Here is a 14951-nt window from a genome sequence, read left to right as displayed (position 1 = left end):
CTGGATCGCCCCTAGGTCCCGCACATATGTGAGTTGTTGTGTGTTGTCAGGCTGGCATTTCGCTGATGCCGACCTGTTGCAGTGCGGCGGCCAGGTTGTCGACCCGGTGCTGCTCGCTGTCCTTGATCTGTTGCAGTTGCTGGCCAAGGGTCGGCGCGCCGAACACACCGCGCAGGCCCTGGGAAATATCGCCGCCCTTGATCGACTGGCTGCCGAAGGCATTCAGCGAATCACGCTCGGCGCTGCTGTCCTGATTGAACAGACTCGACAGCGTGCTGCTGCCAAACACCCCGCCATCGCCACCGCCAAACCCGAGGAAGCCATGGCCGGAACCGTCACCCTGGTTGTCGCTGCTGCTGAACACCTGGGCAATGAAGCTGGGGCTCAGCGCACCGCGATTGATGAAAATATCCCCCAGTGGACGGATGCCGTTGCCGATCACCCGTTGCTCGAACAACGGCGCGAAAGTCAGCGGTGAACCGAGGTCGCCAGTGGGCGCGGTGAAGACGATCGGCTGCAGCGGAACGTTCGGCGGTGGCGGCGGCGCGACCGGATCGCTGCTGCGGAACTCCGGATCCGGTGTCACCACGATCAACGGAGTAGTCGGTGTCACAGGAGGCACAGGCACCGTGTTGATCACGTAATTGCCGGAACTGCTGACGCTGCTGCCGCTGTTGCCCGACAGGTCGCTGACCCCGGCCGTGTTGATGCTGATCGCATTGCTGGCGCTGTTGACGTTGGCGTTCGGCGTCAGGGTCGCGGTCCAGGTCTTGCCACCGTCGCTGCTGCTCAGGTTGGACAGAGTGCCGTTGGCCACGCTGAGGTCCGACAGGTCGAAACCGCTGACCGCTTCGTTGAAGGTGATGGTCACCTGCGAAGTCTGACCGACGCCCAGGTTCGGATTGGCGATTACCACCGTCGCGGTCGGCCGTTCGCTGTCGAGGGCGTAGTTGTTCGACACCGCCACCGTGCTGCCGGCGTTGCCCGCAAGGTCGGTGACGTTGCTGGTGTCCAGCGCGATGAAGTTGCTCGGGTCGGTGACATTCGCGGTCGGCGTGAAAGTCGCGGTCCAGGTCTTGCCGCCGTCACTGCTGGTCAGGTTGCTGAGGTCACCGTTGGTCACGCTCAGGTCGGACAGGTCGAAATTGCTCACCGCCTCGCTGAAGGTGAAGGTCACCGTGGTGCTCTGGCCGATGCCCAGATTCGGATTGGCGACCACGATGTTCACCGTCGGCCGGGTCGCGTCGAGGATGTAGTTGTTGGAGATGGCGATGCTCGCCCCGAGGTTGCCGGCCAGGTCCTGGACGCCGCCGGTGTCGATCAGGATCAGGTTGGTCGGATCGTTGACGTTGGCTGTCGGCGTGAAGGTTGCGGTCCAGGTCACGCCGCCGTCGCTGCTGGTCAGGTTTGACAACGAACCGTTGGCGACGCTGATGTCCCCCAGATCGAACCCGATCACCGCTTCGTTGAAGGTGAAGGTCACGGTGGTGGTTTCACCGATACCGAGGCGGTTATCGGCAACCACAATGGTGGCGGTTGGCCGCGCGGTGTCGATGGCGAAGTTGTTGGAATCGGTGGTGCCGATACCGCTGTTGCCTGAGACGTTGGTCACTCCGGCATTGTTCAGGCTGATCAGGTTGGTGGCGTCAGTGACATTGGCAGTCGGGGTGAACGTCGAGGTCCAGGTGATGCCGCCGTCACTGCTGCTGACGTTGCTCAGCGTGCCGTTGGCGATGGTCAGGTCACTGTTGTCGAACCCGCTGACCGCTTCGCTGAAAGTGATGGTCACCAGCGAGGTTTCCCCGGCCTTGAGCGCAGGGTCGGCTACCACGATGGTGGCAGTCGGCACCTGGGTCTGCACTTGGTAATTGGCCGAGTTGGTGGTGCCAGTGCCGGTGTTGCCGGCCAGGTCGGTGGTACCGGTGTTGTTCAGGACAATCAGGTTGGTCAGGTCGCTGACACCGATGTTCGGCGTGAAGGTGGCCGTCCAGGTGAGGCCGCCGTCACTCGACGAGACATTGCTCAGCGTGCCATTGGCGACGCTCAGGTCGGAGTTGTCGAAACCGGTCACCGCCTCGCTGAAGGTGATGGTCACCAGCGCGGTTTCGCCGGGACGCAGGTCAATGTCGCTCATGACGATGGTCGCCGTCGGACGCTGACTGTCGACCGCATAGTTGTTGGAATCGGTGGTGCCGCTGCCGGCGTTGCCTGCCAGGTCGGTGATGCCGGTGTTATCCAGGGTGATCAGGTTGGTGGTATCGGTGATGCCCGCCGCCGGCGTGAACGTCGCCGTCCAGGTAATGCCGCCGTCGCTGCTGCTGACCGCGCTCAGCGTACCGTTGGCGATCGTCAGGTCAGCGTTGGTGAAACCGGTCACGGCTTCGCTGAAGGTGATGGTCACCAGGCTCGTCTGGCCGACGCCGAGTGCCGTGTCGGCGACCACGATGGTGGCGGTCGGACGCACCGTGTCGATTGAATAGTTGTTCGAATCGGTGGTGCCGCTGCCGGCATTGCCCGACAGGTTCTGCACGCCAGTGTTGTCCAACGTGATCAGGTTGGTGGCGTCGGTGATGTTGGTGGTCGGCGTGAAGGTCGCCGTCCAGGTAATGCCGCCGTCGCTGCTGCTGACCGCGCTGAGCGTGCCGTTGGCGATGGTCAGGTCGGCGTTGGTGAAACCGGTCACGGCCTCACTGAAGGTGATGGTCACCAGCGAGGTTTCGCCGATTTTCAGGCTGGAGTCCGCCACGATGATGGTCGCGGTCGGCACCACGGTGTCGATGGTGTAGTTGTTGGAGTTGGTCGTGCCGCTGCCGGTGTTGCCCGAAAGGTCGGCGATGCCGGTATTGGCCAGGGTGATCAGGTTGGTCGCGTCATTGACGCCCACGTTCGGCGTGAACGTCGCAGTCCAGGTGATGCCGCCGTCACTGCTGCTCACGGCGGTCAGCGTACCGTTGGCAATCGTCAGGTCGGCGTTGGTGAAACCGCTGACCGCTTCGCTGAAGGTGATGGTCACCAGCGAGGTTTCGCCGGCAGTGAGGTTGCTGTCGGCCACCACGATGGTCGCGGTTGGCCGCACCGTATCGATCGCATAATTGTTCGAATCGGTGGTGCCGCTACCGGCGTTGCCCGCCAGGTCGACGATGCCGGTGTTGTCCAGGGTAATCAGGTTGGTGGTATCGGTGACGCTGGCGCTCGGGGTGAACGTCGCCGTCCAGGTGATGCCGCCGTCGCTGCTGCTGACTGCGCTCAAGGTGCCGTTGGCAATCGTCAGATCGGCATTGGTGAAACCGCTGACCGCTTCACTGAATGTGATGGTCACCAGCGAGGTTTCACCGATCCGCAGGTTGTTGTCGGTCACCACGATGGTCGCGGTCGGGCGCACGGTATCGATGGCGTAGTTGTTGGAGTCGATGGTGCCGCTGCCGGCGTTGCCGTTCAGATCAGCGATGCCGGTGTTGTTCAGCGTGATCAGGTTGGTCGCGTCGGTGATGCTGGCGGTCGGCGTGAATGTCGCCGTCCAGGTAATGCCGCCGTCGCTGCTGCTCACGGCAGTCAGCGTGCCGTTGGCAATGGTCAGGTCGGCGTTGGTGAAACCGGTCACCGCTTCGCTGAAGGTGATAGTCACCAGCGAGGTTTCGCCGATTTTCAGCGCGGTGTCTGCGACCACAATGGTCGCGGTCGGACGCGCGGTGTCGATCGCGTAATTGTTGGAATTGGTGGTGCCACTGCCGGCGTTGCCGGCGAGATCGACAACCCCGGTGTTATCCAGGGTGACCAGGTTGGTGGTGTCGGTAATGTTGGTGGTCGGCGTCAGCGTGGCGGTCCAGGTGATGCCGCCGTCACTGCTGCTCAAACCGCTCAGGGTCCCGTTGGCCACGGTCAGGTCGGCGGTGGTGAAGCCGCTGACCGCTTCGCTGAAGGTGATGGTCACCAGCGAGGTTTCACCGGCCGCCAGATTGGTGTCGGCCACCACAATGGTTGCCGTCGGCCGCACGGTATCGATCGCATAATTGACCGAATCGGTGGTGCCGGTGCCGGCGTTACCGGCAAGGTCGGCGATACCGGTGTTGTCCAGGGTAATCAGGTTGGTGGTATCGCTGATGCTGGCGCTCGGGGTGAACGTTCCGGTCCAGGTGATGCCGCCGTCGCTGCTGCTTACTGCGCTCAACGTGCCGTTGGCGATAGACAGATCGGCGTTGGTGAAACCGGTCACCGCTTCACTGAAGGTGAAAGTCACCAGCGACGTATCGCCGATCTTCAACGCCGTATCGGACATCACGATGGTCACGGTCGGCCGCGCGGTGTCGATGGCGTAGTTGACGGAGTTGGTCGTACCGACACCCGCCACGCCGTCGTTGATCGCGGTCACCCCGGTGTTGTCGAGGGTGATCAGGTTGGTGCTGTCGGTAATGTTGTTGGTCGGCGTGAAGGTCGCCGTCCAGGTCAGGCCGCCGTCGCTGCTGCTCACTGATGTCAGCGTGCCGTTGGCAATCGTCAGGTCGGCGTTGGTGAACCCGGTCACCGCCCGGCTGAAGGTGATGGTCACCAGCGAGGTTTCGCCGATTTTCAGGGCCGTGTCGGCCATCACGATAGTCGCGGTCGGCGGCTCCACGTAGGCGGTGTTGAGCGTGCCGCCGTTGTTGTAGATCGCCGAGACAGCGGCCGGTGAAGTACCGTTTGTGCCACCACCCGATGCCGTACCACCGGCACCGCTGCCTGCGGCGTTGCCGCTGATGGCGGCGAAGTTGGCCGCCGTGATAAGCACCGTGCCGCCCTGGTTCCAGATGGCGCCGACGCCGCGCCCGGCGATGCCGCCGTTGGAAGCATTGCTGCCCAATCCGCCGCCACCACCACCGCCGCCCCCCGCACCGAGGTTGTTGCTGATGACCGAGGTGCCGACGATTTTCAGGGTGCCGGTCGAAGCATTGTAAATGCCACCGGCGGCATTGCCGCCGGCGCCGCCGACCTTGTCCCAGCCTGCGCCGCCACCGCCGCCGCCAATGGAAATCGTGCCGTTGGTGGCCGTGCCGCCATTGCCGCCGTTGCTGTAGTAGGACACCCCCAGCCCGCCGGCACCGCCCGTGCTGCTGCCCCCGCGCCCCCCCATGTGCGTCGCGTCGTAGCCACCGCCGTAACCGCCGACGCCGCCGCTGCCGGCCTGCCCGCCAAGGGTGCCGGTGCCCGGTCCGGCCGTGCCACCATGACCGCCACCCTGACCGCCAATCCCGCCGCCACCGCCGCCACCGCCGCCGTAGTACGCACTGGTGACCCCTCCGCCGCCACCACCACCGGCTGCCGCGTTGCTGGTCACCGTAACGTTGTTCAAAGTGAGGATACCGGCGTTGAAAATCCCCCCGCCCATGGCACCGGTTGCGCCGTAGCCGCCATTACCGCCGTTGCCCGAAACCAGGCCACGGGTAATGACCAGACCATCCAGGGTCACTGTGCTGCCGGAGGTGATTTCCACCACTCGGGTCCGGTATTGGCCATCGAGCGTGACGTCGGCAACCCCGTCGTTGTTCAGGTCACCATCGACGGTGATGTTCTTGTTGATCAGCAATTCTGAGGTGAGCTGCACCGTCATCCCGGAGCTGAAGGTCACGATGTCGCCGTTCTGCGCCGACGCCAGCGCTGCGCGCAGCGAGCCGACCCCGGTGTTGCCGTTGTTGGTGGCGGTCCAGGTGGCCAGGCCCCACTGGTATTCGCTCATCGCCTGGGTCGACAGCACGTTGGCACTTTCGATGGTGCCGGTGGCGATCTCCAGATCCCAGTCGCCGCCCAAGCCCGTGCGGTTGCTGGAGGCGGCCACGTCGCGGCCGGTCAGCTGCGCCAGCGAGTCGACGAAGCTCAGGCCACGATCCCCTTCGGCGGTGTAGCAGCCGTAGATCAGGATGTCGCCGCCAGCATTCATGTCCTTGCCGATTTCCGCCAGGATCGCGCTGCGCTGGGCAACGTTGTCGGCCGACAGATAACTGTTGCCCAGCCACAGGTCACCGGCATTGCCGTGGGCAATGATCTGCACCGAGCTCACGCCCTGATGCTGGTCGAGATAATCGGCGATCTGCTGCAAACCGTCCTTGCCGGCATCGAGCTTGACCACTTGCGTGCCGGGGGCCACGCCCTTGAGCAGGCTGTCGGCATCCTTGACCCGGGAATCGACGAACACCACGCTCTGCCCCGGCACGGCTACCGGGCTGGCGGCGGGCGTGGCATCGGCCTGACCATGGGTGTCCTTGCTGGCGCTCGGGTGGTCGGCGGCCGGTGCTTTCGCGGCGTCGGCGGTGGCATGGCTGTCAGCCTGGGCGGCGGTGTCAGCGACGGTGGCCGCGACGGCGCCGTCGAACAGCATGCGCGGTTCGAGCGACATGATCATGGGCGCCGCCAGCGTCCGTTGGCCTTCGGTAACCCGCGACTTCTGCTTGCTCCACCACATGTTGCTCACCCGGACTCGAACACAGTTGTTGACGCATCAATGAAAACGCCGCGATCAACTGATCGCGGCGTCGGACTTCATACGAATGACATTGGCAGCGCTGGCTGAGCCATCGAGCCAGAAGGACAGATCGGCGTATTGCTTGAACAGATCCGGCGGCAGGATCGTACGCCGCGACTGCAGGGCGACCTTGGGTTTGACCTTGTGCAGGCCAGCCACACCGAGGGCCTGGTCGAACTCTGGCGCGTCATAGGCCAGGTGCTCGAAATCGTGCTCGAACCAGGGTTCGCCGATGAAGTCGTAGACCAGCCGCAGCACCCGCTCCGGGGCTTGGGTCAGCAGGTCGTAATCGACGATCAGCAGCGAATCGGCGTGCTCGCCGTAATAGGCTTCCTTGAGCGCCGCCCAGGCAAAACCCACCAGGCGATTGCGCTGGGCCAGGGTTTCGCAGCGGCTGTAGACCGTGTTGCGCTCGACCGCATCGCCGAACAGCTTGGTGTTTTCGAAAGGATTGGCGCGGTACAGCCGCTCCAGGCTGTCCATCACCCAGGCGACGTTGCGCACACAGGCGATGACCTTGGCTTGAGGGAACAGGTCGTTGATGGCCGGCAGTCGCGCAGACCACTGGCGGTTGGTGTCGAACACCACCGGTTTGTCGGCCTTGTCGGCGTAGTAGGAATCGAACAGACCGCGCAAAAGGCGGCGGCGCATGTCGGTGTCGATCACCGCGCCGAATTCGCTGCCGGCACTGCATTGTTCAAGGACACCGGAGAACAGCGCGCCGACCGGACTGGTCATGCCGGCATGAAAGCGAGGGTTCTGCAGGAGGATCGCAGAAAGGAGGGTAGAACCTGAGCGCGGCAAGCCGGAGATAAAGTGGAACTGCTGCAATCCCTTCACCGTATTTGTAAGTCCTTTTGTCTGATGAGCGTAATCCAACAATACCCATTCGACTAGTAGTGTTTTGATATCAGAAAAGAGCAAAACGGACTTAAAAACTTAGCTTTTATCGCGAATAAAATGGTGAAGCGTTTAAGTCAGTTTTCTCCCGATCTATTGGGCGCCTGCAACGAGAAAAGTCGCGCTTTCGCCCCGCCCGCGTGCACCTGATCCCGCAGCTGCCAGGTCGCAGGCAAGGGCAGAAATGGATCGGGTACTTCCACGTCCAGATCACCGATCAACCAGACCCGGGCACTGTCCTTCGACAGGTCGCCCAACCGATCAAGGTAAACCTCATCGGACACCAGCGTGCCGAAACCGTAATGGTTCGGGCGAGTCGAGCGTCCCTCGGCGGTGGGCGGCGTAAACAGCCGGACTTGAGCCTCAGTGCGGTTGTAATAGACGTAACTGAGGTACCAGAGCATGTCGCTGGTGACGATCCGGTCGCCGCTGGCGAAGTGGCGGTTGACGTAATCGACCATGACGTTGAACTGGTCGTTGCGGTCGACCGTGGCGTTGTTGTTCACCCCGATCATCTCGACCCCGACCAGCGACAGCAGCACCGCCATCGCCAGCACGCGCACGCTGCTGTAGAGCCGGTCGATGGCCAGCGCCGCCAGCATCGGCAGCCCCAGCGCGTAGGCAGTCAGGTAACGCTCGATGAACATCGGCGTAATGAAAGACACCGCGAACACCAGCAACAACGGCACGCCGGTGTAGACCGCCAGCAGCACGCTGCCATGGTTCACGCTGCGATCACGGGCAACGGCGACAGCCGCCAGCACCAGCAAAGCCAGGGGCACTCCGCCGAACAGCAGCAACGGGAGATGTTCGCCCTCGTCCTGAATCAACCAGAGCCAGATCATCGACGGCAGCGAAGACAGGGTCACCGGATCTTCCCAGCCCACATCGCCGCCGGCCTTGAGCGCGTCCATGTGTTGCAGCAGGTCGATCAGGTTCGGTAGCCACGGCAGGTAGAGCACGACGATGGCGAGATTGGCCAGCCACCAATCCTTGCGCTGGAGATGCTTCAGGCGATAACCCGGCAACAGGCGGATCAACCCCAGATACAGCCAATGGCTCAGCGCCGCCAGCACGGCGAAATAGTGGGTGTACAACGCCGCCGTCATCAGCAGCGCATAGATCAGCAGATAGCGGTGACGCTGCGGTCGCCTGATCCAGTTGACCAGCACCAGCGTCGCGCCGATCAGCAGCAAACCCAGCAACGCATACATGCGCACTTCCTGGCTGTAGCGCACCGCCGTCGGCAGCAGCGCCAGCAACACCCCCGCGATGATCGCCGCGCGGCGAGTGGCCAGCCGGTCGACCAGGCTCACGCCGAGTCCGACCGTGGCGATGCCGGCCAGTGCGCTGAAGCTGCGAATGGCCAGGAGGCCGTCGCCGAACACGCCGATCCAGCCGTGCAGCAGCATGAAGTACAGCGGCGGATGCACATCGAACGCGGCATGCGTCCAGATCCCGCCCGGCGAATAGCGCGCCAGCAGCAGGCTCGAACCTTCATCGCCCCAGATCGCGGCAGCCGTCAGGTCATAAAAACGCACCACGGTGGCCAGCAGCAGGATCGGTATCAACCAGTGCTCGCGCGCCCAGCGCAACAGGCGCCGGACACCGGCATTCGGTGCGGCGAACGGATCTTGAGTATCTCCCAGCGGTGTCTCGCGAAGGACCTCCATCAACCTCCCCTCAGCGTTTTTGCGAACACAATTGCGTCATCAACTGCCAACACTGTAGGCCAGCACCGAAGTCGACGCGCGGCCACGACGACGTCCGGCAAGTCCGTCGATCCGGGTCTACGCTACGGCGTGGCGTGACCTGCCCGCGCAAAAGGAAGGAGTCAGCACAACGTTTCGACCGGCCCGACAACAAGGGCGACCGCGCGGCGCGCCGACCACACAACAGAAGGATGAGGAACCATGGAAGTCTTTATGGGTACGATTCAACCGTTCGCCTTCAACTTCGCCCCGAGTGGCTGGGCCTTGTGCAACGGGCAAATCCTGGGCATCTCGCAATACCAGGCGCTGTTCGCCTTGCTGGGCACTTACTACGGCGGCAATGGCACGACCAACTTTCAACTGCCCAACCTGCAAGGTCGCGTGCCCGTCGCACAAGGCACCGGACTGGGCCTGACGCCGCGCGTCATCGGTGAGGTGTACGGCACAGAAAGCGTCACCGCCACCATCGCCAACATGCCCAATCACACCCACGCCATGACCGGCCTGACGGCCAACACCGCCCTTTCGCTGGCAGTACCCGCCAGCAATCCGGCGACTGTGCCCACCGCCACCAATTCGTACATCGGCGCGTCCGGCGGCGGCCCTGGTTCGGCGAATATCTATTCCGACGCCCAAGGTGCCACACCGGTACCGCTCAAGGGTGTGACCACCACCGTTACCGGAGACATTTCCTCCACTGGCGGCAGTCAGCCAATGCAGGTCTTGAACCCGGCCCTGGTCCTTAACTTCAGCATTGCCCTGAACGGTCTGTTCCCGTCGCGCAACTGAGTAAACGCCGGGGGCTTGATGGCCCCCGGCCGTTCTTTTTTCAATGGAGTCAAACCATGCTGCAAGCGGTGCAGATCCAACATGTCCAGCCGTTGCTGGGGCAGCAACGCACGCTTTACCTGCCCGATGGCACGGCCTTGCCGATTCGGATCGAATACCTTGATGAGGTTCCCGCGGCGAAAACCCGCTACAGCGAACGCATGCCCTTCTGCTTGGAATTCAACAGCCTGGTGCCGACCGAGTTTGTCGACGGTTTATGCGCGCTGGACTTGCCGGAACTCGGTCGGGTAGAGGACATCTTCGTGTCGCGGGTGCCGGCGCTGGGACGGAATCCGCAGTTGGGGTATTTCTGCATTTCGTTCAACTGATTCGCCACTCTGAAAATCTTGTAGGGCGATTCCGTAGGATGCGGCTAAAGCCCTTGTAATCCGGGCTTTTAAACCGAATGAATTGGGAAACGTCCGACATAAATTCGCGGTTCATCTTGTTAGCGTTGTTCCGAATCTGTCACAGGACAAGGAACAACGGATGTTCAATGCCAATGCTCGTTTGCGCCTCATCACCGACGCCTTTAAACACGACCTGCAGGTGCTGTCCTTCACCGGCACCGAATCCATCAGCCAGCCTTACTCCTTCGACGTCAAACTGGTCAGCCCGAGACCGGACATCGATCTTCCCGGCCTCATGCACCGGCAGGCTTTTCTGGCCTTCGATGACCACGGCCATGGCGTTCATGGACAGATCCAGCACATCGGAAGGGATGATATCGGGTACCGGCTGACGCAATACCACCTGACCCTCGCGCCATGTCTGACGAATCTGGGCCATCGTTTCAATCAGCGGGTTTTTCAGCACCTGAGCGTTGCGCAAATCATCGGGCAGATTCTTCAGGAACATGGCATTCACGCGGATGGCTACCTGTTCCAGATCGGCCAGGCCCTGCCGGATCGCGAATATTGCGTGCAATACAACGAGTCCGATCTGCATTTCATCCAGCGCTTGTGCCAGGAAGACGGCCTGCACTATCACTTTCGCCACAGCCTCGACAGGCACCTGCTGGTGTTCGGCGACGACCAGACCGTGTTTCCCAGGCTGGCCCGACCGACCCCGTTCAAACCGCGCAACGCGATGGTGGCCGACCGGCCGGTGATCCACCGTTTAGACTGCGGGCTCAATACCCGCACCAGTCGCGCCAGTCGGCGCGCCTACGATTTCGAAAGGGCGCGCATCGTGCTGGAGTCCGACGCGCGGATACCGAACGAGAACTGTCAGCCTGATCTGGAGGATTACGCCTATCCGGGGCGAGTCCTCGACCGGGAGCACGGCAAACTGCTCGCCCGACGAATCCTGGAACGTCATCGCAGCGATGAGCGCGTGGCTCAGGGTGACAGCGACGAACCGGCGCTGGTGTCGGGGCATTTCCTGTCGTTGTCAGAACACCCCGACCCCGCATTGAACGACCTTTGGCTGCTCACCGAAATCGAACACGAAGGCCAACAGCCTCAGGTGCTCGAAGAAAGCGGCAGCGACATCGCCGTGAGCGATAAAAGCGACTTCGTCCAGGGCTACCGCAACCATTTCGAAGCCACACCGTGGGATGCGATCTATCGCCCGCCGTTGCGCTACGACAAACCTTCCATCGGCTGTACCCAGACCGCCGTGGTCACCGGGCCGGAAGGCGAAGACATCCATTGCGACAGTTACGGCCGGGTCAAGGTGCAGTTTTTCTGGGACCGCGAAGGCCGGCACAACGACAAGAGCAGTTGCTGGTTGCGGACCACCACGAACTGGGCCGGCAACGCCCATGGCAGCGTGATCATTCCGCGCGTGGGCATGGAGGTGCTGGTGACGTTTCTCAACGGTGATCCCGACCATCCGGTGATCAGCGGTTGCCTGGCCAACAGCGCCAACCCGGTGCCCTATGAATTGCCGGCGCACAAGACCCGCAGCGTGTTCCGGTCCCGCAGCACGCCCGACAGCAATGGCTTCAATGAGCTGATGATCGAAGACCGCGCCGGTCAGGAACTGATCTATCTGCGCGCCCAGCGCGATTTGCAGCAAAAGATCGAGCACGACAGTCACCTGGAGGTCGGCAACCAGCGCCGGGAAACCATCAAGGGCAACAGCGTCAGCGTGCTCCACGCAGAAGAGCAACGCACCATTACCGGTGATCGCAAGACCCATCTCAAGGCCAGCGACTACCTGCACGTCAGTCAGAACAGCCACACCCGGATCGGTCAGTCGCTGACGGTCGAAGCTGCCGGGCAGGTGTGTTTGAGCGCTGGCGAGCATCTGGTACTGGAGGCCGGAAAAAGCATCAGCCTGAAGGTCGGTGGCGAGCATTTTGTGCTTGATCACGGTGGTCTTTTCGGTAGCAGCGACCTGCTGATCGGCGGCGCACCGGCGGCCTTTCTACGCGCGCCGATTCTGCTGCCCGACAGCGTTGAAGACCTGGCGCCATCGACGCCTCTGCCGCCACTGGTAGCTCCCTCGCAAACCGCCTTGATGGCTGACAGCAAAACGCTGGGTGCAGATTTCTGCCCGATCTGCGAGGCCTGTCGAGGAGGAGCGTGCCTGATCGAGGGAGCCGCCGCATGAGCCAATCCTTTGTGCCGCACTGGCTGATCGAGCAACACCGGGCGGATCGCCTCCTGTGCCTGGTACTCGACTCGCAGAACGAACGCGACATGCGCCAGCGCTGGCTGAAGAGCAGCCGTTACGAGCAGTACGCCAGCGTCTACGGTGAAACCGTGGTCGCCGAACTGGCGGACACCGGCCCGTTCCTGTTCACCTTCGACCAGCCCGACGACCGTCGCCTCGACGCCCTGCTCGACAGGCCCGACAGCCATTGGGGCTGGCTCGCCAGCCTGGGTCAGGGCGAACTGAAGGCATGGGTCAGGCACTGGCAGGAGCGGCTGCTCGTCGGCACCCGTCCGCATCAGGCGCTGTACCGCTTCCACGACAACCGGGTGCTGGCCCGGGCGCTGGAACATCTGCCGGTCGAGGCGCTACCGGCGTATCTCGGGCCGGCGATCAGCGTGTGTTACTGGCAGGGCTCGCATTGGCAAAGCACCGACAACCCAGCGCCCGGCACCAATCCGCTGCCGGACTCGCCGCCATGGCTGCACCTGCCGATGCCCGATCAGCCCGCCATGGAGATTCGTCTGGCCAATGCCCACCGTTTTCTGCTGGCCGAGCATGTGCAGGCCTACGCCGGGCTGGCGGGCTCGCAGGATCCGCACATCTGGCTACGCGAGCGACTGGCACAGGCCGAAGCCTGGGGCTGGCTGGCGCCGGAGCGGCTGGAATTTCTGCTGATCCAGAGCCTGCAAACCCCGACCCTCGCGCCTCATTGGCAACCCCGACCGGACGAAACGCCGGATGAGCACTTTGATCGGGTTTACCTGCTTTCGAAGAGCTGGAGCGGGGAGATGCCTTCATGAAGATTCAGCTCAAGAGCATCGTCCTGATCAGCGCCTTCGCGGCACTGGGGGGCTGCCAAAGCAAACCACCCAACACCTTCAGATTCACAGCCGATCTACCACCGGGGTTTGCCTACGTCGCAGCGGTTTATTACGTACCCGAGAAAGGTCAGACCTGCACCCTCGACAGACGCGACAACCTTGCCCCGGTGTTCAACAGCAAGTGGCGGACGGACTACAAGCCGGATGCCGAGATCACGATTCGCAAGATTGTTAAGGGGTGTCCGTTGGTCGTGAGGCGAATCGAGCTGGAGATCAACTCGAGCTATGGCAAAACACGGGGCGACTTCAGTGGTGACGAAGCCATGGTTTTCATCCGTGATGATCTGGAGGAGCAGTTCAAAGGCGTATTCAACGAGACCGGTGAAAGCACCTTCCACGGTCAGTGTGAATGGTGGTTTCGCACCTCGGGCAAACCGCGAATTCTAAGAAAAATCCTGGATTGCAGAACAGTCGATGCCTTGGGATCACGAGCTTATGGCAAGACCTTCGGGGCTTTTAGCCCTGATCAACTGCCGGGCAAAACAGTGAGGATGAAGATTACTTTGGCAGAGGAAGAGAAGCCCGGATGGGGGGATACGTGGGTGAAAGTTCCGAATGGCTGGAAGCGATGCCTGGGTGATGGATATGACGATCCGCATGCCTATTGCAACGGCAATTACACCGACTTCAGCACATTCAAAATGCCTGATGGCCGAGTCTGCACCATTTATCCGGGCTGTACGGAATAAGGAGGTTTCGCCATGACATTAATTCAAAAGGAGCTGCAATCTCCAACACTGACCTCCCCGACGATTGGACTCGCGCTGCGCAGTGCGACTTTGGTTGTTTGCCTTGCCCTCATCGCTGGGTGCAAAACCCAACCGGCAAATACATTCACTTTCACGGCAGAGCTACCGCCAGGGTTCGCCTATGAAGCCCTCGCAGAGTATGAGCCGATCAATAGTAGTGAAAACTGCAGAGCCATAGACCTCCGCAAAACAGCCAACAGATACAACAGGAATTGGCGAGAAACGTACGAGCCGGTTTCCGAAATCGCCATCCGCAAGACCATCAATGGTTGCCCGATGGTAATACGTCGAATTGATCTGGACATCAGAGCCGCCTACGGGAAGGACTGGAGCGACATTAGCGCTGATAGTGCAGCTGTTGTTATACGGTCGGAATTGGACGATCGCTACAAAGGCACTTTTAACCATAAAGGTCTAAGCATTTTCTACGGCCAATGTCAGTGGCTTTTTCGCACCTCAGGTAAGCCGAGGATCCTGCGAAAAATACTCGACTGCAAGGAAACCGATGCTCAGGGCACTCCACAGCCGGGGCGCCCGTTTGCGGCATACACCCACGATCAACTTCCAGGCACAACCGTGAGGATGAAAATCAAAGTAGCAAGGGAAGAACAACCTTACTTCAGGGACACCTGGGTAAATTTTCCAAATGGCTGGAAGCGATGCTTAGGCGACAACTTTGAGGATCAGTACGCCTTTTGTTATGGCAACTACACCGACTTCAGCACTTTCACAATGCCGGATGGCCGAGTCTGCACCATTTATCCAAGTTGCACTGAGTAAGGAG

Annotated in this window: 9 protein-coding genes; 6 read left to right on the top strand and 3 right to left on the bottom strand. The window is 61.7% G+C overall.

The window, feature by feature from the left end:
- Positions 1-46: 46 nt before the first annotated feature.
- From GQX66_RS03600 to GQX66_RS03590, 3 genes are all read right to left on the bottom strand, one after another.
- Positions 47-6433: an Ig-like domain-containing protein gene (locus GQX66_RS03600; RefSeq protein WP_240866497.1), complete on the bottom strand. Its 6387-nt coding sequence runs from the start codon at positions 6431-6433 to the stop codon at positions 47-49.
- A 54-nt stretch (positions 6434-6487) separates the two neighbouring features.
- Positions 6488-7333, bottom strand: coding sequence for a sulfotransferase (locus tag GQX66_RS03595; RefSeq protein ID WP_011331872.1), 846 nt, complete (start codon positions 7331-7333; stop codon positions 6488-6490).
- Positions 7334-7470: 137 nt separating this feature from the next.
- A complete protein-coding gene (locus tag GQX66_RS03590; protein WP_240866486.1) occupies positions 7471-9066 on the bottom strand; it encodes a glycosyltransferase family 39 protein in 1596 nt (531 codons plus the stop codon).
- A gap of 240 nt (positions 9067-9306) precedes the next feature.
- Here GQX66_RS03590 and GQX66_RS03585 point away from each other — a divergent pair, with 240 nt between their 5' ends.
- From GQX66_RS03585 to GQX66_RS03560, 6 genes are all read left to right on the top strand, one after another.
- The gene (locus tag GQX66_RS03585) at positions 9307-9894 is read left to right on the top strand and encodes a tail fiber protein (RefSeq protein ID WP_129973976.1); all 588 of its coding nucleotides are present in this window, start codon (positions 9307-9309) and stop codon (positions 9892-9894) included.
- 56 nt (positions 9895-9950) lie between these two features.
- Positions 9951-10262, top strand: a complete 312-nt coding sequence (locus GQX66_RS03580) for a hypothetical protein (RefSeq protein WP_240866474.1) — start codon at positions 9951-9953, stop codon at positions 10260-10262.
- 160 nt (positions 10263-10422) lie between these two features.
- Positions 10423-12492: a type VI secretion system tip protein VgrG gene (locus GQX66_RS03575; RefSeq protein ID WP_240866472.1), complete on the top strand. Its 2070-nt coding sequence runs from the start codon at positions 10423-10425 to the stop codon at positions 12490-12492.
- A complete protein-coding gene (locus GQX66_RS03570) occupies positions 12489-13337 on the top strand; it encodes a DUF4123 domain-containing protein (protein ID WP_102717892.1) in 849 nt (282 codons plus the stop codon). The genes GQX66_RS03575 and GQX66_RS03570 overlap by 4 nt, the downstream gene beginning before the upstream one ends.
- Entirely contained in the window at positions 13334-14107 is a 774-nt protein-coding gene (locus GQX66_RS03565) for a hypothetical protein (RefSeq protein ID WP_240866469.1), read from the top strand. The genes GQX66_RS03570 and GQX66_RS03565 overlap by 4 nt, the downstream gene beginning before the upstream one ends.
- A gap of 12 nt (positions 14108-14119) precedes the next feature.
- A complete protein-coding gene (locus GQX66_RS03560) occupies positions 14120-14947 on the top strand; it encodes a hypothetical protein (RefSeq protein WP_240866466.1) in 828 nt (275 codons plus the stop codon).
- Positions 14948-14951: the final 4 nt, after the last annotated feature.

It is taken from the genome of Pseudomonas sp. B707, from assembly GCF_022496685.1.
GTDB classification, from domain to species: Bacteria; Pseudomonadota; Gammaproteobacteria; order Pseudomonadales; family Pseudomonadaceae; genus Aquipseudomonas; species Aquipseudomonas paraglycinae.
The sequence above is the reverse complement of the archived record's forward strand: the minus strand, read 5'-3'. Positions and strand labels throughout refer to the sequence as shown.

What these genes read in the sequence shown, in the direction of transcription:
- GQX66_RS03600 (WP_240866497.1), bottom strand. Translation starts at nt 6,433, where the DNA reads ATGTGGTGGAGCAAGCAGAAGTCGCGGGTTACCGAAGGCCAACGGACG.
- GQX66_RS03590 (WP_240866486.1), bottom strand. Translation starts at nt 9,066, where the DNA reads ATGGAGGTCCTTCGCGAGACACCGCTGGGAGATACTCAAGATCCGTTC.
- GQX66_RS03585 (WP_129973976.1), top strand. Translation starts at nt 9,307, where the DNA reads ATGGAAGTCTTTATGGGTACGATTCAACCGTTCGCCTTCAACTTCGCC.
- GQX66_RS03580 (WP_240866474.1), top strand. Translation starts at nt 9,951, where the DNA reads ATGCTGCAAGCGGTGCAGATCCAACATGTCCAGCCGTTGCTGGGGCAG.
- GQX66_RS03575 (WP_240866472.1), top strand. Translation starts at nt 10,423, where the DNA reads ATGTTCAATGCCAATGCTCGTTTGCGCCTCATCACCGACGCCTTTAAA.
- GQX66_RS03570 (WP_102717892.1), top strand. Translation starts at nt 12,489, where the DNA reads ATGAGCCAATCCTTTGTGCCGCACTGGCTGATCGAGCAACACCGGGCG.
- GQX66_RS03565 (WP_240866469.1), top strand. Translation starts at nt 13,334, where the DNA reads ATGAAGATTCAGCTCAAGAGCATCGTCCTGATCAGCGCCTTCGCGGCA.
- GQX66_RS03560 (WP_240866466.1), top strand. Translation starts at nt 14,120, where the DNA reads ATGACATTAATTCAAAAGGAGCTGCAATCTCCAACACTGACCTCCCCG.